This window comes from Pseudomonas sp. KCJK9058, assembly GCF_046230975.1.
GTDB classification, from domain to species: Bacteria; Pseudomonadota; Gammaproteobacteria; order Pseudomonadales; family Pseudomonadaceae; genus Aquipseudomonas; species Aquipseudomonas alloputida.
On sequence record NZ_JBJJLR010000033.1, the window covers coordinates 24,897 to 47,506 of the forward strand.

The window sequence follows — 22,610 nt, forward strand, 5'->3', positions numbered from 1 at the left end:
GTTGGCCGCTTCGCGGGTTTACCCGCGAAGCGGCCGGAACAGGTCAACGGCGCAGATAGTCAGCAAAATCGATATCGCCAGCACTGAGGATGGCTTGTACCCGGTTGTGCACATTAAGTTTGCGCAAGATCGCCGAAACGTGGGCCTTGACTGTGGTTTCGGCGATGTCCAGCGTGTAGGCGATCTGTTTGTTCGATTCGCCTTTGGTCATGCGCTCGAGCACCAGCAGTTGCTTGCGGGTCAGGGCCTGGAGCATTTCCGGCGGGAAGCTTGGGGCATCGTTATGGCGCCGGCTGGTGCTGTTTTTTTGTGCGCGGATGATGTCTGGCGGCAGGTAGACATTGCCATTGAGGATCTGCTCGATCGCTTCGATCATCTGTGAGCGTGGCGACGACTTGGTGATGAAGCCCACGGCACCGTAGGTAATGGCCTGCAGCACGATCTGCTTTTCCTGCTCGGCCGAAACGATGACCACCGGCGTGGTCGGCGCCTCGTTGCGCAGGGTGATCAGGCCATTGAGGCCGTGCATGCCGGGCATGTTCAGGTCGAGCAGGATCAGGTCGAGGTCGTCATGCGCCTGGGTCAGGGCCAGGGCGCTTTCAAGGTCCGCGGTCTCCATGACCTCGCTGCCCTGGAAGCCATCGCTGATGACATTGTGGATGGCTTCGCGAAACAGGGGGTGATCGTCGGCAATCAGAATTTTGTACATGGCCTTTTCACCTTGTTTTTATTGGATGGAGCGGGGCACGCATACACAGGCATTTCAGGGGAACGGCACCGGTTGTGCCGGCTGTAATGGCAGGTTGGCTTGCTGCCATGCATCCAGGCCGTCGCGGTACCAATACAGGTTGTTATAGCCCAAGGCTTTCGCGCGTTTTACCGCGTTCCAGCTTAACCAGCAATCGGAGCGGCAGTAAAAGACCAGTGGTTGGTCCGGGTGCCCGGCCGTGGCTTTTTGCAGGTTACGCACGAAGTAGTCCTGCCATGCCGGGCTCAGTTCGCCGTCGCCGGCGTTGGCCAGCCACAGGCTGCCGGGGAGGTTGCTGTGTGGTTCGTCTTCGATGAAACGACCTTGCAGCCATTGGCGGCGATAGACGTCGATCAGCACCGGCCTGGGCGTCTGGCCCAGCAGGCTTTGCAAAGTGGCGGTGTCGACGACCTGGCCGCCTTCGACCTGTTGCGGGGTCGGGCTGCGATAGTGCGTGGTGCGATAGCCGTCGGCGGAGAACAGCGGTGCCGTGTCAGCCTGGGCGATGCCTAGCGTCAGGCTCAGCGAAAGTACCGCCAGCAAGGAGCGTGGCAGCCGGGGCAGGGCACGTGGCATGGAGGTTTTTCCTTTTGTTATGGACTCATTACATGCCAGTGGCGGTGCTTTGTGAATGCGACGATAGACAGTAAATGCAGTACTAAAGTAGTAGATGGCCGGGCGCCTGAAGGCAGGGAGACGCCCAAAGTGTGGGAGCGGGCTTGTGTCGCGAAAGGGCCGCAAAGCGGCCCTCGGATTTCAGCACTGTTCATAGATTGCCCGGGCTGCTGCGCAGCCCTTTCGCGGCACAAGGCCGCTCGCACACGTTCAGTGACAGGTCTTCAATCAGTGCAGTATCTGCGCCAGGAACGCCTTGGCCCGCTCGGTGCGCGGCTGGTTGAAGAACACCTGCGGCGGGCTGTCCTCGATGATCTGCCCACCCTCAAGGAACAGCACGCGCTCGGCGACCTGCCGGGCAAAGCCCATTTCATGGGTGACGCATAGCATGGTCATGCCCGTGCCAGCCAACTGCACCAGCACGTCCAGCACCTCGGCGACCATTTCCGGGTCCAGCGCCGAAGTGGGCTCGTCGAACAGCATGATCCGCGGCTTCATGCACAGCGCCCGGGCGATTGCCACGCGCTGCTGCTGGCCGCCGGACAGCTGGCTGGGGTACTTGTGCGCCTGGCTTTCGATGCCGACTTTGCTCAGGTACATGCGTGCCCGCTCCTCGGCGTCCTTGCGTGACAGCCCGCGCACGCTGGTGGGGGCCAGCAGGCAGTTGTCGAGCACGCTCATGTGCGGGAACAGGTTGAAGTGCTGGAACACCATGCCGATGTCGCTGCGTACCTGTGCGGCCTCGCGCGTGGTGGCCGCCAGGTCGATGCCGTCCACCTGGATGCTGCCCTGCTGGGCGACTTCCAGGCGGTTGATGCAACGGATCAGGGTCGACTTGCCCGAGCCGGACGGCCCGCACAGCACGATGCGTTCGCCTTCGCGCACCTGCAGGTCGATGTCACGCAGCACGTGGAACGCGCCATAGTGCTTGTTCAGGCCTTCGATGCGTATCAGCACCGAACGCGGGTCGGGTTCGGGGGCAAGGGTGGCAAGGCTCAGTGGTGCGGTCATCTTGTTGTTCTCCCGCGTGGGTTCAGTCGAAACGGGTCGCGCTGTAAGGCGCGGGGTCGGTGAAGGGGGGCTCGCCAGTGAGTAGCTCGGCCAGCAGCCGGCCGCAGACTGGGCCCAGCGTGAGGCCGTGATGGGCGTGACCGAAGTTGAACCACAGCCCTGGGTGGCGCGGCGCCGGCCCGATCACCGGGCGCATGTCCGGCAGGCAGGGGCGGCGGCCCAGCCATGGCGTGTCGTCCAGACGATCGCCGAGGGCCGGGAACAGCTTGCGCGCCAAGGCCTCGCAGCGGCCCAGCTGAATCTGATTGCCAGGCGCACTGGCTGCGTCGAACTCGATGCCGGTGGTCAGGCGCACGCCGCGCGCCATCGGCGCCAGTACATAGCCGCCTTGGGTGTCGCAGATCGAGTGCTCCAGCTGAGCGCCGTCACGGGTGCTGTAGTGCATGTGGTAGCCCCGCTTGATGGCCAGCGGGATCTGGTAGCCCAGGCCGCTGAACAGGTCGGCTGACTGAGGCCCAAGGCAGGCCACCACCTCGTCGGCAGTGATCGGGCCACGCTGGCTCTCTACCCGCCATTGGCCATTGGCCTGGCGCAGGCTGCGCGCATCGCCATGCACGAACTGCCCGCCGCGCTGCAGGAACAGCGCCGCATAGCCACGGGTGAGTGCGCCGGGGTTGTTCACGGTCTTCGGGTCGAGCCAGTGGATGCCACCGACCACGGTGGCGTCCAGCTGATGTTCACGTGCCTGCAGCTGCCCGCATTCAAGGATTTCGAACCGCAAGCCGTAGCGGCTCAGGCCCTTGGCATCGGTTTTTGCCTGCTCGAACAGCGCGGGGTCGCGGAACACTTCGATCCAGCCTTTGGCTTGCACCAGGCCCTCCAGGCCGGCGGCAGCGATCAGCGCGTCATGCTCGTCGACACAGCGCTGCACCAGCGGCAACATATCGGCGGCGGCGCCGGCCAGGCGCCCGGGTGCCGACTGGCGCCAGTAACGCCACAGCCACGGTGCGGCCTTGGGCAGGTGCGCCAGGCTGTAGCGCACATCGGGCTGGCGGTTCAGGCCGTAGCGCAGCAGTGCGCCGAGTTGCCGCGGGAAGGCATAGGGGATGACACTGGAGCGCTCGATCAGCCCGGCGTTACCGTGGCTGGTGCCGCTGCCCGGTTCGTCGCGGTCGATCAGAATTACCTGGCGCCCGCGTGCCTGCAGGTGCAGCGCGGTGCTGACGCCGACGATGCCGGCGCCGAGGACAAGGGTCTGGCAATGCATGAAACGTATCCTTCGGTCAGTTCAGGTGGCGGCCCAGGCGGGCTTCCAGGTGTTTCAGCAGGCGCCGCACCAGTTCGACGATCACCAGGTAGAGCACGGCGGCCCACAGGTAGATCTGGAAGTCGAAACTGCGCGAGAAGGCCAGTTTGGTCACGCCCATCAGGTCGTAGATCGTCACCAGCGAGGCGATCGCGCTGGCCTTGATCATCAGGATCAGTTCGTTGCCCAACGGGCCAATGGCTACCAGCAGCGACTGCGGCAATATCACCTTGAAGAACGTGGTCGAGCGCTTCAGGTTCAGCGCCCGTGCCGCTTCATGCTGGCCAGGCGCAACCGCCATCAGGCTGCCGCGGAAGATCTCGGCCTGGTAGGCGGCAGTGTTCAGGGTGAACGCCAGCAAGGTGCAAAACCACGCATCCCGGAAGAACCACCACAGGCCGACGTCCTGCCAGAAGCCCTTGAGCGAGCCCAGGCCGTAATACAGCAGGAACAATTGCGCCAGCAGCGGCGAGCCGCGGAAGAAGTACACGTAGCCAGCTGCCATGCGCTGCAGCACCAGGCTGCGAGACAGGCGGGCAAGGGCCAGCAGAAGGCCGAGCACAGCACCCAGGCTGAAGGAAATCGCCACCAGCTTGGCGGTTACCAGCAGGCCGTCGATGAAGCGCGGGCCGTAGCGTTCCAGCAGGTCGGGGTCAAGCACCATTGCCAGCAGTTGATCGAAGCTCATGCGCGTGCTCCTTGCAGGTGGCGGTTGCTGCGCCGTTCGATGTAGGCGAACACGCGCCCGGACAGTGCCGCGAACAGCAGGTAGCCCAGGCAGGCGACGCCGTAGAAGAACATCGGCTCCTTGGTTACGCTGACCGCCAGGTTGGTCTGGCGCATCAGGTCGACCAGCGAGATGGTCGACACCAGCGAGGTGTCCTTGAGCAGCGACAGCCAGTTGTTGGACAAGCCGGGCAGGGCGATGCGGGTCAGTTGTGGCAGCAACACCTTGAAGAAACCGGTGCGCTTGCTAAGCCCAAGCGCCGAGCAGGCTTCCAGCTGGCCCTTGGGCAGGGTCTTGAAGGCTGCCAGCCAGATCTCGCTGGAAAACGCGGCGAACACCAGGCTGAAGGCGATCATCGCGGCGAGGAAGGTGTTGATGAGGAACTCACCTTGGTAGCCCATGGCGGCGAGGATCTTCTGCGCGGCGATCTGGCAGCCGTAATAGATGATCAGCAAGGTCAGCAGCTCGGGCAGGCCGCGGAAGACGGTGGAAAAAGTGGTGGCCCAGGCCCGTGGCAGGCGTTTGCGTGAGCGCGCCGCCAGGGCGACCACCAGGCCCAGTGGCAGGCCGATGGGCAGGCAGGCCAAGGCCAGGGAAACGGTAACCAGCGCGCCGGCCAGCAGCGCCTGGCCCCAGCCTCCGCTGGCGAAAGACAGCAAGGACAATTGATCGAGCATGACGAACCTCTTGGGCAGGTTATGCGGCCTTGTGGGAGCGGCCTTGCGTCGCGACAGGGCTGCGTAGCGGCCCAGGGTTTATGCAACTGCAGAGATTGCCGGGGCCGCTACGCAAGGCCGCTCCCACAGGGGGGCGCACAACTTCCTGAAGATCAGTTGTAGATATCGAAAGCAAAGTACTTGCTGGCGATCTTCTGGTAGGTGCCGTTGGCCACGATCTGTTGCAGCGCGGTATTCAGGCGCTGGCGCAGGGCTTCGTCGTCCTTGCGCACAGCGATCGCGGCATCGGCCTTGGTGTCGGCCACGTCGCCAAGGATCTTGCAGCAATCCCCGCCGTTCTTGTTCATCCACTCGTGCAGCGGGAATTTGTCGGCAATCACGCCGTCCAGGCGGCCGGCCGCCAGGTCTGCGTTGGCTTCGTCCATGGTCGGGTACAGTTTCACGTCGGCACCGGCCTTGCCGTACACGTCTTCGGCATAGATGGCCTGGGTAGAGGAAGACTGCGCACCGACGGTGTAGCCGACAAAGTCGGTCTGGGCGCTGTCGATCTTGCTGTCCTTGGCAACCGCCACGGTCAGGGGCGTGCGGTAGTAGTGGTCGGTGAAGGCGATCTTCTTGCGTCGCTCTTCGGTGTCGATCATCGATGCCACCACCGCGTCATACTTGCGCGCCATCAGGGCGGGGATGATGCCTTCCCAGTCCTGGGCCACCAGCGTGCATTCGACTTTCATCTGCTCGCACAGGGCGTGGGTGATGTCGACATCGAAGCCGTGCAGCTTGTTATCGGCGTCTACATAGTTGAAGGGCGGGTAGGCACCCTCGGTGGCGAACCGCAGGGTTTCAGCGCTGGCGGCACCCGCCAGCAGCAGGGCGCACGCACCCAGCAAGGCCATGGACTTGTTCATCTCGCACCTCATTGCACTCTTGCTATTGTTGTTTGCCCGTCGACCACGAGGTGTAGCCGACGAATTCGTTATGTAGAGCGGCAGTTGCTTCCAAGCGTTTTTCAACATCCGGTCCGAGCTTCTTGCAGACCTCGTTGACCATCAGATGCACCCACGACAGCATCGTCGAGGTGGATTCCCAGAACAGGTTGAATTCGGTGGGGATGCGGAACACTTCGTCGGCATTGGCATCCGCCCAGTCACAGAAGGTGTCGGTCACCAGGGTGACCGCAATGCCAGCCTCGCGCGCCTTCTGGCACAGCATCAGGGCATGGCGGGAATAACGGCGCGCCTCGAACACCACCAGGGCGCTGTCTTCGGCGCGGCCCAGCAGCACTTCGCCGAAGTGCCCGGCGCTGATGTCCACCCGTTGCACACCATCGCGCAGGTATTGCAGCAGGTGGCTCATGCACATGGCGATACCGCGCTCGGTCTGGAAGCCGGCGATGAATACCCGCGGTTTGCTCGCCAGGCGTTGCGCCACGTTGTGCCAGGCGGGGCTCTGGCGGTATTCGTGTACGCGCACCAGGGCGGCGATTTCCAGCTCCAGGCTGCCGGCGTTGTCGCTGGCGTCCTGATTCTGGCGGTAATCTTGCAGGCGATCACCTACCAGCCACGGGCCATCGCCCAGATCGTTCTGCAGGTCTTGCTTAAGCGCCTTGAGGTGGGCATAACCCAATGAGCGACAGTAGCGCCCGACGCTGGATTCGCTGACGCCCAGCTTGGCGGCAATGCTGGCCGAGGTCTGGAACGGCAGTTCGTGCAGGTTGGCAAGCATGTAGGTGGCGATCTTGCGACCCGAGGCAGCGGCCCCTTCGAGGCTGTTTTCCAGGCGTTGCTTGATCAGTTGGCTCATGCTGCGGCTCCAGGGGTGAGGCTTGGGAAGAAAATGAATGTTTTCTGTCATCAAGTCAACATTTGACAGATTGCTGTCACATGAAGGAAAGTTTTTGTCGTTGCAACGCTGTAGCCATTCCAAAATCAACAAGGAGCTTCAGATGTCCGCACCTTCCACCAGCACCGTTGTGCGCATGCCTTTTACCGAGCTGCAAAGCCTGTTGCAGGCCATTTTCCAGCGCCATGGGTGCAGCGAGGCCGTGGCCCGGGTGCTGGCCCACAACTGCGCCAGCGCCCAGCGTGATGGCGCCCATAGCCATGGGGTGTTCCGCATGCCCGGTTATGTCTCGACCTTGGCCAGCGGCTGGGTCGATGGCCAGGCCACGCCACAGGTCAGCGACGTGGCCGCCGGCTATGTGCGTGTCGATGCTGCGGGCGGTTTTGCCCAGCCGGCACTGGCGGCCGCCCGTGAGCTGTTGGTGGCGAAGGCGCGCAGCGCAGGCATTGCCGCGCTGGCAATCCACAACTCGCACCACTTCGCCGCGCTATGGCCGGATGTCGAGCCGTTCGCCGAAGAGGGCCTGGTAGCCCTCAGCGTGGTCAACAGCATGACCTGCGTGGTGCCGCATGGTGCGCGCAAGCCGCTGTTCGGTACCAACCCCATCGCTTTTGCTGCGCCTTGCGCCGAGCATGACCCGATCGTTTTCGACATGGCTACCAGTGCCATGGCCCATGGCGATGTGCAGATTGCCGCGCGCGCCGGCCAGCAATTGCCGGAGGGCATGGGGGTGGATGCCGATGGCCAGCCGACCACCGACCCGAAGGCGATTCTGGAAGGCGGGGCCTTGCTGCCATTCGGCGGGCACAAGGGCTCGGCGTTGTCGATGATGGTCGAGCTGCTGGCGGCGGCGCTGACCGGCGGTCATTTCTCCTGGGAGTTCGATTGGTCCGGCCATCCGGGAGCGAAAACGCCATGGACCGGGCAGTTGATCATCGTCATCGACCCAGGCAAGGCCGAGGGCGAGCGCTTTGCCCAGCGCAGCCGCGAGCTGGTGGAGCACATGCAGGCGGTGGGGCTGACGCGCATGCCGGGCGAGCGGCGCTACCGTGAGCGCGAGGTGGCCGAGGAGGAGGGGGTGGCGGTGACCGAGCAGGAGTTGCAAGGCCTGAAGGACCTGCTTGGCTGATCTGGCCCCTTCGCGGGTAAACCCACATGTGCCTGAGCTGTTCCCAGGCTGTGCGCTGAACCCGTAGGAGCGGGTTTACCCGCGAAGAATCCAGCACGAATTTCCAGCCATGCAATGTTGCATAGACAACCTTGCACAATAGTGGATGTTCCTGAGCCCGCTCTGCGGGTATGCTCAGGGCTGACTTTCCGTACCGTCCTGATCCAAGGAGCTGCACGCTGTGTTCAAACATGTCGATGCCTATGCCGGCGACCCGATCCTCTCGTTGATGGAAACCTTCAAGGCCGACCCGCGCGCCGACAAGGTCAACCTGAGTATTGGCCTGTACTACGATGAGGCTGGCGTGGTGCCGCAACTGGCGGCGGTGGATGCGGTGGAAAAACGCATTGCCGGTCAGGACCACGAAGCCTCCCTGTACCTGCCGATGGAAGGCCTGGCCAGCTACCGCCAAGCCATCCAGGCGCTGCTGTTCGGTGCTGATCACCCGGCCGTGACCGGCGGCCGTGTGGCCACCGTACAGACCGTGGGTGGCTCCGGCGCCCTGAAAGTCGGTGCCGACTTCCTCAAGCGCTACTTCCCGCAGTCCGAAGTCTGGGTCAGCAACCCGACCTGGGACAACCACCGCGCCATCTTCGAAGGTGCAGGCTTCAAGGTGCACACCTACCCGTACTTTGACCAGGCCACCCGTGGCGTGGACTTCGACGGCATGCTGGCCACCTTGCAGAGCCTGCCGGCCAACAGCGTTGTACTGCTGCACCCGTGCTGCCACAACCCTACCGGTGCCGATCTGCAGCAGCACCAGTGGCAACAAGTGGTCGAAGTGGTCAAGGCGCGCCAGCTGATCCCGTTCCTCGACATCGCTTATCAAGGCTTCGCCGAAGGCCTGGTAGAAGACGCCTACGCTATCCGCGAAATGGCCCGTGCCGGCGTGCCGTGCCTGGTCAGCAACTCCTTCTCGAAAATCTTCTCGCTGTATGGCGAGCGGGTGGGCGGCCTGTCGGTGGTGTGTGATGACGAGGCCACTGCCCAGAGCGTGCTTGGCCAGCTGAAGGCCACCGTGCGCCGCAACTACTCCAGCCCGCCCAACTTCGGCGCCCAGCTGGTTGCTGGCGTACTGAGCGATGCTGGCCTGAATGCCCAGTGGGCCGAAGAAGTCGAAGTGATGCGCAAGCGTATCCTCGACATGCGCCAGGCGCTGGTCGATGCCCTGGCCGTGTTGCTGCCGGGCCAGGACTTCCAGTTCTTCCTGCGCCAGCGCGGCATGTTCAGCTACACCGGCTTTAGCGTCGAGCAGGTACGTCGCCTGCGTGACGAGTTCGGCGTGTACCTGATCGACAGCGGCCGTGTGTGCATGTCCGGCCTGCGCCCGGCCAACCTGCAACGGGTTGCCGAAGCGTTCGCTGCCGTTCAGAAGTAACTCGCCAGCCACGGCCCCTCCTGCGGGGCGCGGTTGGACTTTGTGGGAGCGGCCTTGCGTCGCGAAAGGGGTGCGGAGCGCCCCCACGATTGCAGCTCTGCCGCTGAAATTGCTGGGGCCGCTTTGCGGCCCTATCGCGACGCAAGGCCGCTCCCACAGGCGGCCCCACAGGCTCCCAGGCCGCTACATTCCACCGAACGGCACCAGCAATGCCTTCCACTTGTAAAGACAAGTGCAACCGCTCCTCGGAAAAGGGCTTCGCAAGTGCAACCTTTCCGTGCACAATCGCGCCCCTCTTTTCCGGTTGAGTTGGGCGAAACGTCTATTTCGCCATTCTCAGCCTGTTGCAGTCTTGCGAGTGGAGCTTCACCCGGAATGAATGAGCAGGCCCCAAGCGTTGAACAACGCTTTGCAGAATCGACCCCCGCCGCCCTCGGCACTTGGGCGCGTCACGACACCACCTGGATGCTGGGCCTGTTCGGCACAGCCATCGGCGCCGGGACACTGTTCCTGCCGATCAACGCCGGCCTTGGCGGCTTCTGGCCGCTGCTGATCCTGGCCGTGCTGGCCTTCCCGATGACCTATTTCGCCCATCGCGGGCTGACCCGTTTCGTCCTTTCCGGGCGCGATGGCAGCGACATCACCGAAGTGGTCAAGGAGCATTTCGGCATCACCGCCGGTGCCTCGATCACCGTGCTGTACTTCTTCGCCATCTTCCCGATCCTGCTTATCTACAGCGTGGCGCTGACCAACACCGTGTCCAGCTTCATGGAACACCAGCTGCACATGCAGCCGCCGCCACGGGCAATCCTGTCATTCGTGCTGATCCTCGGCCTGCTGGCCATCGTGCGCTGCGGGGAGCAGGCCACGGTCAAGGTCATGAGCCTGCTGGTCTACCCGTTCATCGTCGCTCTGGCGTTGCTGGGCCTGTACCTGGTGCCGCACTGGACCGGTGGCATTCTCGACAGCGCCACAGAGGTGCCGCCGGCCTCGGCCTTCCTGCACACCCTGTGGCTGGCCATTCCGGTGATGGTGTTCTCGTTCAACCATTCGCCGATCATCTCGGCCTTTGCCGTCGACCAGAAGCGCCGTTACGGCGCGCACGCCGACGAGCGCAGCGGCCAGATCCTGCGTCGTGCCCACCTGCTGATGGTGGTGATGGTGCTGTTCTTCGTGTTCAGCTGCGTGCTCACCCTGAGCAGCGCCCAGCTGGCCGAAGCCAAGGCGCAGAACCTGTCGATCCTGTCGTACCTGGCCAACCACTTCAGCAACCCGACCATCGCGTTCGCTGCGCCGTTGATCGCCTTCGTGGCCATCGCCAAGTCGTTCCTCGGCCACTATATCGGTGCCAGCGAAGGCCTGAAGGGCATCATCGCCAAGACCGGTGCGCGCCCAGGCGCCAAGGCCCTGGACCGCGTGGTTGCCGCACTGATGCTGGTGGTGTGCTGGATCGTCGCCACGCTCAACCCGAGCATTCTCGGCATGATCGAGTCGCTCGGCGGCCCGATTCTCGCGGTGCTGTTGTTCCTGATGCCGATGTACGCCATTCGCCGTGTGCCATCGATGCGCAAGTACAGTGGTGCGGCCTCCAACGTGTTCGTTGTCGTGGTCGGCCTGGTTGCGCTGACCTCGGTGGTGTACGGCCTTGTAAGCTGATTCACCCGTTTCATTCAAGAATGCCCGGGTCGCTTGTCGCCACCCGGGCATTTTTTTGCCTGATCAAGGGTTCAGCAGCGTTGCATTCCATCGTCCTTGGTGCATGCAAGCAGCCACCTTCCGCACAGGCTGGCCACCACGAACAGCACGCCCAAGCCGGCCGGTAGCTCGCTTTCCAAACCTGCGACCACACTGCTCGTCAAACCGGCACCGGCGAACAGCAATGTCGTATTGAGCGACGCTGCCGCACCTGCCTGAAGCGGATAGCGCACCAAAGCCTGGGTCGTTGCGGCGGGGCGTACCAGGGTTGTCCCGGTGGTACAGACAATCATCGGCAGTAGAACACCCAGCACAGATAAACCTGCCACCCATTCCCACATCAAAAGGGTAATGCCCGCCGTACTTATAAGCAGCAAGCCTGCTTTTATTTGAGCTTGCGGGCTTACGCGACTGTTCAAGTAGGTCGCAGCCATGCCGCCGACGATGTATGCCAACCCATAGCCGATAAAGACCAGAGAAAATTGATAGGCCGTCAGCTCCAGCCTGCCCATCAGCAGCAAGGGCGCTATGACGATAAAGGAAAAATGGCAGGCAAAGGCGAGGCTGGAGAGCATGGAATGCGCGAGATAGTCCGTGTCTCGCAGCATCACCCGATAACTGGACATGCTTGGCGCCCGGTCATGCGACGCAGGTGCGTCATGGAGCAGCACACACGATAGAAGTGAAACGATTGCAGCGATGATCACGAATACCGTAAAGCTTGCCTTCCAGCCAAACGACTGTTGAAGAAAGGCACCTGCCAGCGGTGACAGGGAGATGAACAACCCGCTCGCGCTTGTTAACAGGATGCGCATGGCATTGCGTTGTGTACCGCTGTAGAGGTCCTGCACAAGCGCCTGGCCTAGCACGAGGCTGCCGCAACCCAGGGCCTGCACCAAGCGAAAGGCCATGAACGTTTCATATTGGGTTGAAAATACGCAACCGAGCGCCCCCACAATAGATACGCTCAACCCAGCGAGCAACAAACGCTTGCGCCCGATGCCATCCGACAGTGGGCCGATCACGATTTGCGCCATGGCCACACCGACAGCAAAAAAGCTCACTGAGTACGCAATCTGTTTTGTGTCGACCCGAAACTCATCTGAGAGCGCAGGGAATGATGGGAGGATCACGTCCAGAGGAAACACACCCAGCAGACATAACAAAATCAGCAACGTCGAGCACAGGTGGCGCCGAAGCGAACCAGTGGGGCGGTTCATGCCATTAACTCCTCGATTGGAATTGCAAGAAATAGCTTTCGTCATCCAGTAAATCAGTACGCTAAAGATGTACAAGGTGAGCGTGGTAGCGAAACTTCCGATAGAGGTGTAGGAATTGTAGGGGGGCGGGATGGGCACTCGGCAACGGCGAGGCCACTGGCCGTAACCGCGGCTATCAGCATTTTTTGTCCACAAAAATCGTCCGGCAATGGAACAATTTCACCTGCCCCCATAGGCACCCGGCTGCCTTCATGCTTAACTCAGTGTCCTTTTCAAACCCCGCATAAGGATTTCGTCATGGCTCAAGTGACTCTCAAAGGCAACCCGGTCCAGGTCAACGGTAACCTGCCACAGGCCGGCGCCCAGGCTCCGGCTTTCTCCCTGGTAGGTGAAGGCCTGGCTGACAAGTCGCTGAAAGACTACGCCGGCAAGCGCAAGGTGCTGAATATCTTCCCAAGCGTCGATACCCCGACCTGCGCCACCTCGGTGCGCAAGTTCAACGCCCAGGCCAACGACGTCGCCAACACCGTGGTGCTGTGCATCTCGGCTGACCTGCCGTTCGCCCAGGCACGCTTCTGCGGCACTGAAGGGCTGGACAACGTGAAGAACCTGTCGACCCTGCGTGGCCGCGAGTTCCTCGAAAACTACGGCGTAGCCATCGCCGACGGCCCGCTGGCCGGCCTGGCCGCCCGCGCCGTGGTGGTGCTGGACGAGAACGACAAGGTGCTGCACAGCGAACTGGTTGGCGAAATTGCTGACGAGCCGAACTACGAGGCGGCGCTGGCTGTACTGAAGTAAGGATTGCGTGGGGCAGGGCGGGCGCCTGTAGCCTGTGATGGCCTCTTCGCGGGTAAACCCGCTCCTACAACGTGCGGCACAGGTTTCAACGGCTGTGACATCCCCGTAGGAGCGGGTTCACCCGCGAAAGGGCCAGACCAGGCAACCGAACCTTCAGGCTCGCCACCGCTCCAAGCAACACCCTGTAACGGCCCGGAACACGTTCCGGGCCGTTTTCATTTAAAATTCCGCCTCTTGGCAACGTCAGGCAAAGGTAAACCTCTGGTAAAGGCCCTTTGCTAAAACGATGGCAGTGCTTATCGTTCATCCTCCTCAAGTCGTCATTCCGAACAAGGTTCGTTCAACCCATGCAAGCGTCCAATTCCCGTTCCCTTCGTCGCTGGCTCGTCGGCCTGCTGATCCTGCTGCTGGTGGCTGCACTGGCCTGGTGGCTGTGGCCCGCAGCGACGCCTGCGCATAAAGAAGCCGGTGGCGTGCGCGGTGGCAAGGGCATGGGCATGATCGGCGGCCGCCCAGGTTTTGGCGGCTCCAGCGACCCAGTGCCGGTACGCGTCGTGCCGGTGCGGACAGGCGACTTCCCCCTCTACTACAAAGCCTTGGGCACGGTCACCGCGACCAACACGGTCAATGTGCGCAGCCGCGTGGCTGGCGAACTGGTGAACATCCACTTCAAGGAAGGCCAGCGCGTCAAGGCTGGCGACCTGCTGGCCGAAATCGACCCGCGCCCTTATCGCATCGCCCTGCAGCAGGCCGAAGGCACCTTGGCGCAGAACCAGGCACAGTTGAAGAACGCTCAGGTCGACCTGGCCCGCTATAAAGGCCTGTACGCCGAAGACAGCATCGCCAAGCAAACCCTGGACACTGCCGAAGCCCAGGTTGCGCAGTTCCAGGGGCTGGTCAAGACCAATCAGGCACAGGTCAACGACGCCCGCCTGAACCTCGATTTCACCCAGATCCGTGCGCCGATCAGTGGCCGTGTGGGCCTGCGCCAGCTCGATCTGGGCAACCTGGTGGCCGCCAACGACACCACCGCGCTGGTGGTGATCACCCAGACCGAGCCGATCAACGTCGCCTTCACCCTGCCGGAAACCGAACTGAGCACTGTGCTGGAGCGCTACCGCAGTGGCGCCAGCCTGCCGGTCGAGGCCTGGGACCGCGGTGACAGCAAGCTGCAATCCACCGGTGTGCTGGGCAGCATCGACAACCAGATCGACACCACCACCGGCACGCTGAAGTTCAAAGGCCGCTTCGAGAACAAGGACCTGGCCCTGTTCCCCAACCAGTTCGTCAACGTGCGCTTGCTGGCCGACACCCTCAAACAGGTGGTCATGGCCCCGGCCGCGGCCATCCAGTTTGGCAACGATGGCACCTTTGCCTATGTGGTCAACGAGAAGAGCACTGTCAATGTCCGCAAGCTGAAGGTGGGCGCCAGCGATGGCGAGAACAGCGTCATTCTCGACGGCTTGAAGGCCGGCGACCGCCTGGTGCTGGAAGGCACCGACCGCCTGCGCGAAGGCACCCAGGTGGAAGTGGTCGAAGACAGCTCGCAAGTGCCGACCACCCCGGGCCAGCACTTGCAAGGGCAGGAAGCCAAGGGGGCGGCGCAAACAGATGAAGCACAACCTGGCAACGCAGCAGGCAAGGCGGGCGCATGAACCTCTCGCGCCTGTTCATCCTGCGCCCGGTCGCCACCACGCTGAGCATGCTGGCCATCGTGCTGGCTGGCCTGATCGCCTACAAGTTGCTGCCGGTTTCCGCCTTGCCGCAGGTGGATTACCCGACCATTCGTGTCATGACCCTGTACCCCGGCGCCAGCCCGCAGGTGATGACCAGCGCTGTCACCGCGCCACTGGAGCGCCAGTTCGGCCAGATGCCGGGCCTGGAGCAGATGGCCTCGACCAGTTCTGGCGGTGCGTCGGTGCTGACCCTGCGTTTCAACCTCGACATGAACATGGACGTTGCCGAGCAACAGGTGCAGGCCGCGATCAACGCCGCCAGCAACCTGCTGCCCAGTGACCTGCCGGCACCGCCGGTGTACAACAAGGTCAACCCGGCCGACACCCCGGTGCTGACCCTGGCCATCTCCAGCAAGACCATGCCGCTGCCCAAGCTCAACGACCTGGTCGATACCCGCGTGGCGCAAAAGCTGGCGCAAATCAGCGGCGTGGGCATGGTCAGCATTGCCGGTGGCCAGCGCCAGGCGGTACGCATCAAGGTCAACGTCGACGCCCTGGCGGCCAATGGCTTGAATCTGGATGACGTGCGCACGCTGATCGGTGCCTCCAACGTCAACCAGCCCAAAGGCAACTTCGACGGCCCGACCCGGGTCTCGATGCTCGATGCCAACGACCAGCTGCGCTCTCCCGAGGAATACGCCAACCTGATCCTGGCCTACAACAACGGTGCGCCGCTGCGCCTGAAAGATGTGGCCGAAATCGTCGACGGCGCCGAGAACGAGCGGCTGGCCGCCTGGGCGAACGAGAACCATGCTGTGCTGCTGAACATCCAGCGTCAGCCGGGCGCCAACGTGATCGAAGTGGTCGACCGCATCAAGGGCCTGCTGCCGTCGATCACCGACAACCTGCCGGCCGGCCTCGATGTCTCGGTGCTGACCGACCGCACCCAGACCATTCGTGCCGCGGTCAAGGACGTGCAGCACGAACTGCTGATCGCCATCGTTCTGGTGGTGATGGTCACCTTCGTCTTCTTGCGCCGCTTCAGCGCCACCCTCATTCCGTCGATTGCCGTGCCACTGTCGCTGATCGGGACGTTCGGGGTCATGTACCTGGCCGGGTTCTCGGTCAACAACCTGACACTCATGGCCCTGACCATCGCCACCGGCTTTGTGGTCGATGATGCCATCGTCATGCTGGAGAACATCTCCCGGCATATCGAAGAGGGCGAGACGCCCATGCAGGCGGCGCTCAAGGGTGCCAGGCAGATTGGCTTCACCCTGATTTCGCTGACCTTCTCGCTGATTGCGGTACTGATCCCGTTGCTGTTCATGGCGGACGTGGTCGGTCGCCTGTTCCGCGAGTTCGCCATCACGCTGGCAGTCGCCATTCTGATTTCCCTGGTGGTGTCCCTGACCCTGACACCGATGATGTGCGCGCGTCTGCTCAAGCGCGAGCCCAAGGAAGAAGAACAAGGCCGCTTCTACCGTGCCAGTGGCGCCTGGATCGACTGGCTGATCAAGCACTACGGCAGTACCCTGCAGTGGGTGCTCAAGCATCAGCCGCTGACCTTGCTGGTGGCGGTTGCCAGCCTGGTGCTCACGGTGTTTCTGTACATGGTCGTGCCCAAGGGCTTCTTCCCGGTGCAGGACACGGGGGTGATCCAGGGTATTTCCGAAGCGCCGCAGTCCACCTCGTTCGCCGCCATGAGCGAACGTCAGCAGGCCCTGAGCAAGGTCATCCTGCAAGACCCGGCCGTGCAAAGCCTGTCGTCCTACATTGGCGTAGACGGCGACAACGCCACGCTCAACAGTGGTCGCCTGCTGATCAACCTCAAGCCCCACGGCGAGCGCGATGTCAGCGCCAGCGAAGTGATCAGCCGCCTGCAGCCACAGGTCGACCGGCTGGTGGGCATCCGCCTGTTCATGCAGCCGGTGCAAGACCTGAGCATCGAGGACCGGGTCAGCCGCACCCAGTACCAGTTCAGCCTGTCGTCGCCGGACGCCGACCTGCTGGCGCAGTGGAGCGGCAAGCTGGTGCAGGCGCTGCAGCAGCGCCCGGAACTGGCCGATGTGGCCAGCGACCTGCAGGACAAGGGCTTGCAGGTGTACCTGGTCATCGACCGTGACATGGCCAGCCGCCTGGGGATCAGCGTGTCGCAGATCACCAATGCCCTGTACGACGCCTTCGGCCAGCGGCAGATCTCGACCATCTACACTCAGGCCAGCCAGTACCGCGTGGTGTTGCAGTCCAAGGACGCCGCAACGATCGGCCCGCAGGCGCTGGAGTCGATCCACGTCAAGGCCACCGATGGCGGCCAGGTGCGCCTTTCGGCGCTGGCGCGGATCGAGCAGCGTCAAGCCCAGCTGGCTATTTCCCACATCGGCCAGTTCCCGGCAGTGACCTTGTCGTTCAACCTGGCTCACGGCGCGTCGCTGGGCGAAGCCGTGCAGGTGATCGAGCAGGTGCAGCAGGACATCGGCATGCCGCTGGGTGTGCAGACCCGCTTCCAGGGTGCGGCCGAGGCCTTCCAGGCATCGTTGTCGAGCACCTTGCTGCTGATTCTGGCGGCGGTGGTGACCATGTACATCGTGCTGGGGGTGCTGTACGAAAGCTACATCCACCCGATCACCATCCTCTCGACCCTGCCGTCAGCGGCGGTCGGCGCCTTGCTGGCCTTGCTCATCAGCGGTAACGACCTGGGCATGATCGCCATCATCGGCATCATCCTGCTGATCGGTATCGTCAAGAAGAACGCGATCATGATGATCGACTTCGCCCTGGAGGCCGAGCGCCATCAGGGCATGAGCCCGCGCGATGCCATCTACCAGGCGGCGCTGCTGCGCTTCCGGCCGATCCTGATGACCACCCTGGCCGCGCTGTTTGGTGCGGTGCCGCTGATGCTTGCCACCGGTTCCGGTGCCGAGCTGCGCCAGCCACTGGGCCTGGTGATGGTCGGCGGGTTGCTGGTCAGCCAGGTGCTGACGCTGTTCACCACCCCGGTCATCTACCTGTACTTCGATCGCCTGGCCCGCCGCCTGCGCCCGGCCACTGACGTGAAGCAGGCCCAGGCATGAACCTGTCCGGGCCTTTCATCCGTCGCCCGGTGGCGACCATGCTGTTGAGCCTGGCGATCATGCTGCTGGGTGGGGTCAGCTTTGGCTTGCTACCGGTGGCGCCACTGCCGCAAATGGACTTCCCGGTGATCGTGGTGTCGGCGAACCTCTCTGGTGCCAGCCCCGAGGTCATGGCGTCCACCGTGGCCACACCGCTGGAACGCAAGCTGGGCAGCATCGCCGGCGTCACCACGCTCACCAGCAGCTCCAACCAGGGGGCGACACGGGTAATCATCGGCTTCGAGATGGGCCGTGACATCGATGGCGCAGCCCGTGAGGTGCAAGCGGCGATCAACGCTACCCGCAACCTGCTGCCCAGTGGCATGCGTAGCATGCCCACCTACAAGAAGATCAACCCGTCGCAGGCGCCGATCATGGTGCTGTCACTGACTTCGGATGTGTTGCAGAAGGGCCAGCTGTATGACCTGGCCGACACCATCCTTTCACAGAGCCTGGCTCAGGTAGCGGGGGTAGGGGAGGTGCAGATCGGCGGCAGTTCGCTGCCTGCCGTGCGCATTGCCGTCGAGCCGCAACTGCTCAACCAGTACAACCTGTCGCTGGACGAAGTGCGCACTGCCGTGTCCAACGCCAACCAGCGCCGGCCCATGGGCTTTGTCGAGGACACCGAGCGCAACTGGCAGGTGCGGGCCAACGACCAGCTGGAAAGTGCCAAGGATTACGAGCCGGTGGTTATTCGCCAGCAGAACGGCACCATTCTGCGCCTGTCTGACGTGGCGACGGTCACCGACGGCGTTGAAAACCGTTACAACAGCGGCTTCTTCAACGACCAGGCAGCGGTGCTGCTGGTGGTCAACCGCCAGAGCGGCGCCAACATCATCGAAACGGTCGACCAGATCAAGGCGCAGCTACCGGCATTGCAGTCGTTGCTGCCCGCCAGCGTGCACCTGAACGTGGCCATGGACCGCTCGCCCGTGATCAAGGCCACCCTCAAAGAGGCCGAGCACACCCTGCTGATCGCCGTGGTGCTGGTGATCCTGGTGGTCTACCTGTTCCTCGGCAGCCTGCGCGCCTCGCTGATCCCCAGCCTGGCGGTGCCGGTATCGCTGGTGGGTACGTTCGCGGTCATGTACGTGTGCGGTTTCTCGCTCAACAATCTGTCGCTGATGGCGCTGATCCTTGCCACCGGGCTGGTGGTGGACGATGCCATCGTGGTGCTGGAAAACATCTCCAGGCACATCGAGAACGGCCAGCCACCGATGAAGGCGGCCTTCCTGGGCGCCAAGGAGGTGGGCTTCACCTTGCTGTCGATGAACGTGTCGCTGGTGGCGGTGTTCGTCTCCATCCTGTTCATGGGCGGCATCGTGCGCAACCTGTTCCAGGAGTTTTCCATCACCCTGGCGGCGGCGATCATCGTCTCGCTGGTGGTGTCGCTCACCCTTACACCGATGCTCTGCGCCCGCTGGCTCAAGCCGCACCAGGCCCAGCAGACACGTCTGCAGCGCTGGAGCGACAAGCTGCATCAGCGCATGGTTGCTGCCTATGACCGCAGCCTGGGCTGGGCCCTGCGCCACAAGCGCCTGACCCTGCTCAGCCTGTTGGCCACCATCGGCATCAACATCGCCCTGTACGTGGTGGTGCCCAAGACGCTGATACCCCAGCAGGATACCGGCCAGTTGATGGGCTTCATCCGGGGTGACGACGGCCTGTCGTTCACGGTGATGCAGCCGAAGATGGAAATCTACCGCCGCGCCTTGCTGGCCGACCCGGCAGTACAGAGCGTTGCCGGTTTCATCGGTGGCAACAGCGGTACCAACAACGCCATGGTGCTGGTGCGCCTGAAACCGATCAGCGAGCGCAAGATCGATGCGCAGAAGGTGATCGAACGCCTGCGCAAGGAGCTGCCCAAAGTGCCCGGCGGGCGCCTGTTCCTGATGGCCGACCAGGACCTGCAACTGGGTGGCGGTGGGCGTGACCAGACCTCCTCTCAGTACCTGTATACCCTGCAAAGTGGCGACCTGGCGGCGTTGCGCGAATGGTTTCCCAAGGTGGTCGCGGCGCTGCGTGCACTGCCTGAGCTGACCGCCATTGACGCCCGCGATGGTGCCGGTACCCAACAGGTGACGCTGGTGGTCGACCGTGACCAGGCCAAGCGCCTGGGCATCGACATGGACATGGTCACCGCAGTACTGAACAACGCCTACAGCCAGCGGCAGATCTCCACCATCTACGACAGCCTCAACCAGTACCAGGTGGTGCTCGAGATCAACCCGAAATACGCCTGGGACCCGAGCACGCTGGAGCAAGTGCAGGTGATCACCGCCGACGGCGCCCGGGTACCGCTGTCGACCATCGCCCACTACGAGAACAGCCTGGCCAACGACCGGGTCAGCCACGAAGGCCAGTTCGCTTCGGAAGACATCGCCTTCGACGTCGCCGAGGGCTACAGCCCCGATCAGGCCATGGCGGCACTGGAGCGCGCGGTGGCCAAACTGGGCCTGCCCGAGGAGGTGATTGCCAAGCTCGGCGGCACTGCCGATGCCTTTGCCCAGACCCAGCAGGGCCAGCCATTCATGATCCTTGGCGCACTGCTGCTGGTGTACCTGGTGCTGGGCATTCTGTATGAAAGCTACATTCACCCGCTGACCATTCTCTCGACACTGCCTTCGGCGGGCGTCGGGGCCTTGCTGGCGCTGTACGTCACCGGTGGCGAGTTCAGCCTGATCTCGTTGCTGGGGCTGTTCCTGTTGATTGGGGTGGTGAAAAAGAATGCCATCCTGATGATCGACCTGGCCTTGCAGCTGGAGCGCCATCAGGGCTTTTCGCCGGAAGAGTCGATCCGCCAGGCCTGCCTGCTGCGCCTGCGGCCGATCCTGATGACCACCCTGGCGGCGATCCTTGGCGCATTGCCGTTGCTGCTGAGCCAGGCTGAAGGCGCAGAAATGCGTCAGCCGCTGGGCCTGACCATCATCGGTGGCCTGGTGTTCAGCCAGATCCTCACCCTTTATACGACGCCGGTGGTTTACCTGTACCTGGACCGCCTGCGCCACCGTTTCAACCGTTGGCGCGGCGTGCGCACCGACGCCGCCCTGGAAACCCCGCTATGACTTTTGCCCAGACCCCACTTCACCGTGCCCTGCAGGCACTGACCCGTGGCCGTGGCTCGCGCCTGCTTGGTGCCGGGTTGTGCGTGGCCTTGCTCAGTGCCTGTACCCTGAGCCCGGACTACCACCGCCCCGAGCTGAACAGCACGGCGGCGCAGTTCAAGCACGCCGAAGGCTGGACCCAGGCCTCGCCGTCCGACGCCATCGCCCGTGGCGCCTGGTGGGAAATCTACGGTGATGCCGGGCTCAACGCGCTGGTCGAAGAGCTTAACCGCAGCAACCAGACCGTGGCGCAATCAGAAGCCCAGTACCGCCAGGCCCAGGCGCTGGTGCGCAGCAGCCGTGCGGCGCTGTTCCCCAGCCTGGACCTGAGCGCCAGCAAGAACCGTTCGGCGCAGGGCACCGGCAGCTCCAGTTCCAGCCTGTCCAATAACAGCAGCGGCATTCGCAACACCTACAACGCGCAGTTGGGCGTGAGCTGGGAGATCGACCTGTGGGGCAAGCTGCGCGAAACCCTGAATGCCAACGAGGCCAGTGCCGAAGCGAGTTTCGCCGACCTTGCGTCGATCCGCTTGAGCCAACAGTCGGAGCTGGTGCAGAACTACCTGCAATTGCGGGTGATCGATGAGCAGAAGCGCTTGCTGGAAGCCACCGTGGCGGCTTATGAGCGCTCGCTGCGAATGAACGAAAACCAGTACCGCGCCGGTGTCGCCGGCCCGGATGCCGTGGCCCAGGCCCGTACGCAGCTCAAAAGCACCCAGGCTGACTTGATTGACCTGATCTGGCAGCGTGCGCAGTTCGAAAACGCCATCGCCGTGCTGCTGGGCAAGACGCCTGCCGACTTCGCCCTGGCCGACAGCAAGGCGATTCCCGCGTTGCCGCAAATACCGGTTTCGCTGCCTTCGCAGCTGCTGGAGCGGCGCCCGGACATCGCGGCAGCCGAACGCAACGTGATGGCGGCCAACGCCAACATCGGGGTGTCGCGGGCAGCCTACTTCCCGGACCTCAGCCTGAGCATGAGTGGTGGTTATTCCAGCAGCAGCTTCAGCAACTGGATCGAGTTGCCCAACCGCTACTGGTCGGTAGGCCCGCAGTTGGCGTTGACCCTGTTCGACGCCGGCAAACGCAGCGCCGAGGTCGACCGCACGGTGGCCGTGTATGACCAGACGGTGGCGCAGTACCGCCAGACCGTGCTGGACGGCTTCAAGGAAGTGGAAAACCTGCTGGTTCAACTGAAGGTGTATGGCGATGAAGCCGTGGTGCGCCAAGAGGCGCTTGACGCCGCCCGTGAGTCGTTGCGCCTGACCGAAAACCAGTACCGTGCCGGGCTGATCGGCTATCTGGATGTGGTCAACGTGCAAACCACGGCGCTGAGCAACGAGCGCAGTGTGCTGAACCTGCTGCAAGGGCGCCTGGTGGCCAGTGTGCAACTGGTGGCTGCGTTGGGCGGCGGCTGGGATGCAGAGCAGGCGTTTGCCGAGCAGAATTGACCAAACGCAGAGGGGGTAGGCTGCGGTTATTGGATCCATTCCCATTCGCAAAAACCCCGTGCGTTTCGCTTAAGCTTGAGTACAATC

Annotated in this window: 17 protein-coding genes; 8 read left to right on the forward strand and 9 right to left on the reverse strand. The window is 63.1% G+C overall.

The window, feature by feature from the left end; genetic code table 11:
- Positions 1 to 43: 43 nt before the first annotated feature.
- The 8 genes from ACK59Z_RS17535 to ACK59Z_RS17570 all read right to left on the reverse strand — a co-directional run bounded on the left by ACK59Z_RS17535 (position 44) and on the right by ACK59Z_RS17570 (position 6,884).
- The gene (locus tag ACK59Z_RS17535) at positions 44 to 709 is read right to left on the reverse strand and encodes a response regulator transcription factor (RefSeq protein WP_012052074.1); all 666 of its coding nucleotides are present in this window, start codon (positions 707 to 709) and stop codon (positions 44 to 46) included.
- Positions 710 to 763: 54 nt separating this feature from the next.
- On the reverse strand, positions 764 to 1,324 hold the full coding sequence (locus ACK59Z_RS17540) for a PQQ-dependent catabolism-associated CXXCW motif protein (protein ID WP_108191345.1): 561 nt from the start codon (positions 1,322 to 1,324) through the stop codon (positions 764 to 766).
- Between the two features lie 267 nt (positions 1,325 to 1,591).
- Positions 1,592 to 2,374: an amino acid ABC transporter ATP-binding protein gene (locus ACK59Z_RS17545; protein ID WP_003247711.1), complete on the reverse strand. Its 783-nt coding sequence runs from the start codon at positions 2,372 to 2,374 to the stop codon at positions 1,592 to 1,594.
- A 22-nt stretch (positions 2,375 to 2,396) separates the two neighbouring features.
- Positions 2,397 to 3,641 (reverse strand): FAD-binding oxidoreductase, encoded by a 1,245-nt coding sequence (locus tag ACK59Z_RS17550; protein ID WP_012052076.1) that lies wholly within the window; start codon positions 3,639 to 3,641, stop codon positions 2,397 to 2,399.
- Between the two features lie 16 nt (positions 3,642 to 3,657).
- Positions 3,658 to 4,368, reverse strand: coding sequence for an ABC transporter permease (locus tag ACK59Z_RS17555; protein WP_003247716.1), 711 nt, complete (start codon positions 4,366 to 4,368; stop codon positions 3,658 to 3,660).
- A complete protein-coding gene (locus ACK59Z_RS17560; RefSeq protein ID WP_003247720.1) occupies positions 4,365 to 5,084 on the reverse strand; it encodes an ABC transporter permease in 720 nt (239 codons plus the stop codon). Before ACK59Z_RS17560 ends, ACK59Z_RS17555 begins: the two co-directional genes overlap by 4 nt.
- Before the next feature lie 152 nt (positions 5,085 to 5,236).
- Entirely contained in the window at positions 5,237 to 5,989 is a 753-nt protein-coding gene (locus tag ACK59Z_RS17565; protein ID WP_012052077.1) for a transporter substrate-binding domain-containing protein, read from the reverse strand.
- A gap of 22 nt (positions 5,990 to 6,011) precedes the next feature.
- A complete protein-coding gene (locus tag ACK59Z_RS17570) occupies positions 6,012 to 6,884 on the reverse strand; it encodes a MurR/RpiR family transcriptional regulator (protein ID WP_019751876.1) in 873 nt (290 codons plus the stop codon).
- 142 nt (positions 6,885 to 7,026) lie between these two features.
- On the opposite strand from ACK59Z_RS17570, the gene ACK59Z_RS17575 reads away from it, so the two are divergent.
- From ACK59Z_RS17575 to ACK59Z_RS17585, 3 genes are all read left to right on the forward strand, one after another.
- The gene (locus tag ACK59Z_RS17575; protein WP_108191347.1) at positions 7,027 to 8,052 is read left to right on the forward strand and encodes an Ldh family oxidoreductase; all 1,026 of its coding nucleotides are present in this window, start codon (positions 7,027 to 7,029) and stop codon (positions 8,050 to 8,052) included.
- A 220-nt stretch (positions 8,053 to 8,272) separates the two neighbouring features.
- Positions 8,273 to 9,469: an aromatic amino acid transaminase gene (locus ACK59Z_RS17580; RefSeq protein WP_003247729.1), complete on the forward strand. Its 1,197-nt coding sequence runs from the start codon at positions 8,273 to 8,275 to the stop codon at positions 9,467 to 9,469.
- A 375-nt stretch (positions 9,470 to 9,844) separates the two neighbouring features.
- A complete protein-coding gene (locus ACK59Z_RS17585) occupies positions 9,845 to 11,125 on the forward strand; it encodes a serine/threonine transporter (protein WP_003247731.1) in 1,281 nt (426 codons plus the stop codon).
- A gap of 71 nt (positions 11,126 to 11,196) precedes the next feature.
- Here ACK59Z_RS17585 and ACK59Z_RS17590 read toward each other — a convergent pair whose 3' ends face one another.
- Positions 11,197 to 12,384 (reverse strand): MFS transporter, encoded by a 1,188-nt coding sequence (locus ACK59Z_RS17590; RefSeq protein ID WP_258229835.1) that lies wholly within the window; start codon positions 12,382 to 12,384, stop codon positions 11,197 to 11,199.
- A 297-nt stretch (positions 12,385 to 12,681) separates the two neighbouring features.
- Here ACK59Z_RS17590 and tpx point away from each other — a divergent pair, with 297 nt between their 5' ends.
- The 5 genes from tpx to ACK59Z_RS17615 all read left to right on the forward strand — a co-directional run bounded on the left by tpx (position 12,682) and on the right by ACK59Z_RS17615 (position 22,523).
- Positions 12,682 to 13,182 carry a thiol peroxidase gene (gene tpx / locus ACK59Z_RS17595; protein WP_064492664.1) on the forward strand — a complete coding sequence of 167 codons (501 nt, stop codon included), beginning with the start codon at positions 12,682 to 12,684 and terminating at the stop codon, positions 13,180 to 13,182.
- A gap of 347 nt (positions 13,183 to 13,529) precedes the next feature.
- Positions 13,530 to 14,837, forward strand: a complete 1,308-nt coding sequence (locus tag ACK59Z_RS17600) for an MdtA/MuxA family multidrug efflux RND transporter periplasmic adaptor subunit (RefSeq protein ID WP_108191351.1) — start codon at positions 13,530 to 13,532, stop codon at positions 14,835 to 14,837.
- Entirely contained in the window at positions 14,834 to 17,932 is a 3,099-nt protein-coding gene (locus ACK59Z_RS17605; RefSeq protein WP_108191352.1) for an MdtB/MuxB family multidrug efflux RND transporter permease subunit, read from the forward strand. The genes ACK59Z_RS17600 and ACK59Z_RS17605 overlap by 4 nt, the downstream gene beginning before the upstream one ends.
- Positions 17,929 to 21,036 (forward strand): efflux RND transporter permease subunit, encoded by a 3,108-nt coding sequence (locus tag ACK59Z_RS17610; RefSeq protein WP_108191353.1) that lies wholly within the window; start codon positions 17,929 to 17,931, stop codon positions 21,034 to 21,036. The genes ACK59Z_RS17605 and ACK59Z_RS17610 overlap by 4 nt, the downstream gene beginning before the upstream one ends.
- A complete protein-coding gene (locus tag ACK59Z_RS17615) occupies positions 21,033 to 22,523 on the forward strand; it encodes an efflux transporter outer membrane subunit (RefSeq protein ID WP_012052084.1) in 1,491 nt (496 codons plus the stop codon). The genes ACK59Z_RS17610 and ACK59Z_RS17615 overlap by 4 nt, the downstream gene beginning before the upstream one ends.
- Positions 22,524 to 22,610 lie beyond the last annotated feature (87 nt).

Coding starts and splice junctions, on each gene's coding strand:
- ACK59Z_RS17590 (WP_258229835.1), bottom strand. CDS start 12,384: ATGAACCGCCCCACTGGTTCGCTTCGGCGCCACCTGTGCTCGACGTTG.
- ACK59Z_RS17610 (WP_108191353.1), top strand. CDS start 17,929: ATGAACCTGTCCGGGCCTTTCATCCGTCGCCCGGTGGCGACCATGCTG.
- ACK59Z_RS17585 (WP_003247731.1), top strand. CDS start 9,845: ATGAATGAGCAGGCCCCAAGCGTTGAACAACGCTTTGCAGAATCGACC.
- ACK59Z_RS17565 (WP_012052077.1), bottom strand. CDS start 5,989: ATGAACAAGTCCATGGCCTTGCTGGGTGCGTGCGCCCTGCTGCTGGCG.
- ACK59Z_RS17560 (WP_003247720.1), bottom strand. CDS start 5,084: ATGCTCGATCAATTGTCCTTGCTGTCTTTCGCCAGCGGAGGCTGGGGC.
- ACK59Z_RS17600 (WP_108191351.1), top strand. CDS start 13,530: ATGCAAGCGTCCAATTCCCGTTCCCTTCGTCGCTGGCTCGTCGGCCTG.
- ACK59Z_RS17605 (WP_108191352.1), top strand. CDS start 14,834: ATGAACCTCTCGCGCCTGTTCATCCTGCGCCCGGTCGCCACCACGCTG.
- ACK59Z_RS17545 (WP_003247711.1), bottom strand. CDS start 2,374: ATGACCGCACCACTGAGCCTTGCCACCCTTGCCCCCGAACCCGACCCG.
- ACK59Z_RS17615 (WP_012052084.1), top strand. CDS start 21,033: ATGACTTTTGCCCAGACCCCACTTCACCGTGCCCTGCAGGCACTGACC.
- ACK59Z_RS17575 (WP_108191347.1), top strand. CDS start 7,027: ATGTCCGCACCTTCCACCAGCACCGTTGTGCGCATGCCTTTTACCGAG.
- ACK59Z_RS17540 (WP_108191345.1), bottom strand. CDS start 1,324: ATGCCACGTGCCCTGCCCCGGCTGCCACGCTCCTTGCTGGCGGTACTT.
- ACK59Z_RS17550 (WP_012052076.1), bottom strand. CDS start 3,641: ATGCATTGCCAGACCCTTGTCCTCGGCGCCGGCATCGTCGGCGTCAGC.
- tpx (WP_064492664.1), top strand. CDS start 12,682: ATGGCTCAAGTGACTCTCAAAGGCAACCCGGTCCAGGTCAACGGTAAC.
- ACK59Z_RS17555 (WP_003247716.1), bottom strand. CDS start 4,368: ATGAGCTTCGATCAACTGCTGGCAATGGTGCTTGACCCCGACCTGCTG.
- ACK59Z_RS17570 (WP_019751876.1), bottom strand. CDS start 6,884: ATGAGCCAACTGATCAAGCAACGCCTGGAAAACAGCCTCGAAGGGGCC.
- ACK59Z_RS17535 (WP_012052074.1), bottom strand. CDS start 709: ATGTACAAAATTCTGATTGCCGACGATCACCCCCTGTTTCGCGAAGCC.